General features: G+C 48.1%; 4 protein-coding genes. All 4 read right to left on the bottom strand.

Translation table 11 applies throughout. From position 1 onward, the window contains the following. The coding region (locus tag ABYW01_RS16560) for a methyl-accepting chemotaxis protein (protein WP_372834817.1) at positions 1–1,273 on the bottom strand (1,273 nt) is incomplete at its 3' end. A gap of 26 nt (positions 1,274–1,299) precedes the next feature. Further along, positions 1,300–2,373, bottom strand: coding sequence for a chemotaxis response regulator protein-glutamate methylesterase (locus ABYW01_RS16555; RefSeq protein WP_372834814.1), 1,074 nt, complete (start codon positions 2,371–2,373; stop codon positions 1,300–1,302). Between the two features lie 119 nt (positions 2,374–2,492). Next, positions 2,493–3,116 carry a chemoreceptor glutamine deamidase CheD gene (locus tag ABYW01_RS16550; protein ID WP_372834813.1) on the bottom strand — a complete coding sequence of 208 codons (624 nt, stop codon included), beginning with the start codon at positions 3,114–3,116 and terminating at the stop codon, positions 2,493–2,495. Beyond that, positions 3,116–3,714, bottom strand: a 599-nt coding sequence (locus tag ABYW01_RS16545; protein ID WP_372834810.1) for a protein-glutamate O-methyltransferase CheR, incomplete at its 5' end; no start/stop codon positions are given. The genes ABYW01_RS16545 and ABYW01_RS16550, both read right to left, overlap by 1 nt.

Below are 3,714 nucleotides of genomic sequence, written 5' to 3'. Positions count from 1 at the left end.
GGTTATACAACTCTACCGCCTGGATTCCGCTCTCATGCACCTGCTTATGCGGAATAGCCAGTTTCACGAAGCTGGGATGATTCTGATAAGCCGATACATTTACACTGCTGTACCAACGCCCCAAGCGACATGTATGGTGGTTCGACAGCTCTGACGCGTTAAGCCCCTCTCTCCCCGCTACCATATTCGTCAGACGACGCTTCCAAATTACATGGTCTGATTTTGCCAACTTCACAACTTTTCCTGGCACGTCAATCCCAGCCATCACATTAATGCGATCACTAATCAATCCGTCAACCTCATCCATTGTATCCAGTACATGGTCTATCTCAGAAACATTCTGAGAGGTATGAGATGCGATATCAGCAATACCTGCTGCTACGTCCTGTGCAGCCACATCCTGCTGAGTCAGGGTCGATGCAATTTGCGTAGAAATCTGATTTACCTGATCAATATTACTCCGAATATCGGCCATAAGATGGCCCGCCTCACGCGCTGAACTTTGCCCTTCATTGATTGCCAACGTACTGGCATCAATCTGCTGAGCTACACCACTCATCTCTTCTTGCAACTCATGCAGCAACTGCTCTATCTGGCGCGTTGCATCCGACGTGCGAGAAGATAACAGGCGTACTTCGTTCGCAACAACATTAAATCCCGCCCCCGCTTCTCCTGCACGCGCCGCCTCCACCGAGGCATTCAGAGATAACAGGTTGGTCTGAAAAGCGATGCTTTTAATATCCTCAGCAATAGCAGAGATTTTTTTAGTAAAACCGGTAAAAGCACGGAGCTTGGACAAAGTGCTATCAACACGCTCTGCAATTGTATCCATGCTGACAACGGTTTTTTCTACCGCCACTTCACCAGACTGAGCCACGCGATAAGCCCCACCGACCTCATTCACAATACTGTCGGAGTTTCGCTTAATCTCTTTAACTGAAGCACTCATCTCTTCGGCGGCCGACGCAATCTGCTGCGTGCGCTGATCAATTTCTCGCAGGTGCATCTGCACATTGGCAGAATAGATACCTGTCTCATTAGACTTAATGGAAAGGTCTACAACATCGTCCAGATCACCTAACGTGCGATCACGCAAATGATCAATCAGCGTCGCCAGCGTTTGCGAAACCTGATCGACCCCCACCGGAGATATCGTGTAATCCCCACTTAGCACCGCATTCATACAATGAATTAGATCCTGATCCCTCTGCTGATCAGCGATAGAAGGCCCGGCATGAACTTCAGTATCTGGCAAAACAGATTCATACGACATCTGATAATCTCTTCCCAACAATTTCGCTACACACCGCAGCTTTTACGAACCGCCTCCATTATGCGGTCAGGAATACGTGTTAATGACTCGATTTTCTGCGCGGCACCAAGCTTAACGGCTTCGCCAGGCATCCCCCAGACAACGCTGCTTTTTTCGTCTTGAGCAATAGTCATCGCTCCTACATCTTTTAGCCCTAACAACCCTTTAGCACCATCATTGCCCATACCTGTCAGCAGCACACCAACGGCATTCTTCCCGAACGTCTGCGCAACTGAATCAAACATCACATCCACACTTGGACGGTGCCTGTTAACGGGCGGACTTTTGCTCAAGCGACAGCGTATATTTGCACCCTCACGCACAACCAGTAAGTGATCATCACCTGGCGCCAGGTAAGCATGACCCGGCAAAATCAAATCTCCGTCCTCCGCTTCCTTAACGGTAACAGCAGAAGACTCATTCAGGCGCTTAGCAAAAGGAGCACTGAAGGATTCAGGAATATGCTGAGAAATGACGATAGGAGGACACTCTGCCGGCATCAGCCTCATCACATCCTTTAACGCCTCCGTTCCACCAGTCGACGCACCAATGGCGATCATTTTGCTTTTTACTTTTGCGCGCTCCAGAGGATCTCTCATACTCAACCCGCCTACCGCCGCATTAACACCCTCTTCTGCATTTGTCCGAGTGCGCGACAACGAAGACATATTCGCCCTCGCTGCGGCTTTAACTTTCTGCAAAACCTCAGCCTTGTATTGATCAATATCTACTCGACTACCTGAAGGCTTAGTCACATAATCAAATGCGCCTAACTCCAAGGCATCAAGGGTTTCCTGGGCACCATCTGCTGTATAACTGGATACCATCACCACCGGCATTGGTCGCAACCGCATCAAATTCTTTAAAAACGTAATGCCATCCATTCGCGGCATGGATACATCCAGCGTCAGCACATCAGGATTAAGCAGTTTAATTTTTTCGCGCGCATCATAAGGATCAACAGCGGTACCAACCACTTCAACGTCGGGATCAGCCGAAAGTGCACGTGCTAACGCTTTTCTTACCAGTAAGGAATCATCGACTACGAGTACTTTAATCATGGCTGTATGTCCTTATATGGGGTACAGAACATCTTAAGTGAAGATAACACTTCACCTGAATTGCACTCTTCTTACTTAGATACAACGTCATTACCGTATACTTTGCCCAATTGTCCGGCTCATTCTGGGCGTTCAATTTTATGCAAAAACTTATCCTCTCGACGGCATATATGATCGAGAGATATATCACGCAATTTTTTAATCAGCAACCGCCCGGTGTCAGGAAAATAGAGCACTTTTCTCGGAAAGCTGTCACCCACATCTTCAGCATGAATTGACAACTTATTTATTGCCAAATACTCACGAACAAAGGCGATATTATGATCGCCTATATCACTACTCGCAGACATCAATTTGCCTCCGCCTGTGACTTTAACTTCTAAATTACGACGGTCCGCGCCATGATAGATAAGATCCTGTATCAGCATATCCATAGCGTGGATGCCATAGCGTGCGCAGGGCTTTTGCTTAATAATCTCATCATGAACAGACGCGGCATTGCCACCGGGCAACAAAAAGTGATTCATCCCCCCGATACCGATGCTTGAGTCACGAATACACACCGAGATGCAGGAACCAAGAATTGTCGAAATCGCTTCGGAATTGTTCGTGACGTAATATTGCCCCGGTAATATTTTGGCGACGAAGCGCTCCCGCGGTGCATCCCAAAAACGCCGTATATGACGAAAGCCCTGCAATGCAGCCTCAGGCCGGGGATGTGCCGGATTGCTCAACATATCCATTAAGTAGCCCGCTTCTTATACACCGTATGACCCAGACTTTCGAAACGGTTAGTCACTTTATGCAGGGATTCGGAATGCCCGATAAACAAATTGCCATGGCCCGCCAAGCACTTGGCATAACCCTCAAAAATTCGCTTCTGCGTTGCTATATCGAAGTAAATCACGACATTTCGACAGAAAATGATGTCGAATTCATTTTTGATCGGCCATGGCTTAATTAGATTAAGCTGCTTAAAAGATATTCGATCGTTTAACTCCTTCGCCACCTGCACCAGCCCTTGATTACTACCGCTCCCTTTTTTGAACCAACGCTGGAGGCGCGATGCATCAATCCCGGTCACCCGGTCTGCGGAATAGATACGACTGTTGGCGGAAGACAATACATCGGTATCGATATCGGTCGCCAGAATACGCCAATCCCACGTATCAAAGCCAAGCTTTTCAGCCAACACCATGGCGATAGAGTATGCCTCCTCACCCGTGGAACAGCCTGCAGACCAGATGCGAATTTTCCGAGATTGACGATTGCGCTCCATAATCTCGGGGAGCGCGTGATCGCATAGATAGTCAAAGTGATGACCTTCACGAAAGAAGGCCG

The organism is Pontibacterium sp. (assembly GCF_041587635.1).
Classification (GTDB): Bacteria; Pseudomonadota; Gammaproteobacteria; order Pseudomonadales; family Balneatricaceae; genus Pontibacterium.
The sequence above is the reverse complement of the archived record's forward strand: the minus strand, read 5'-3'. Positions and strand labels throughout refer to the sequence as shown.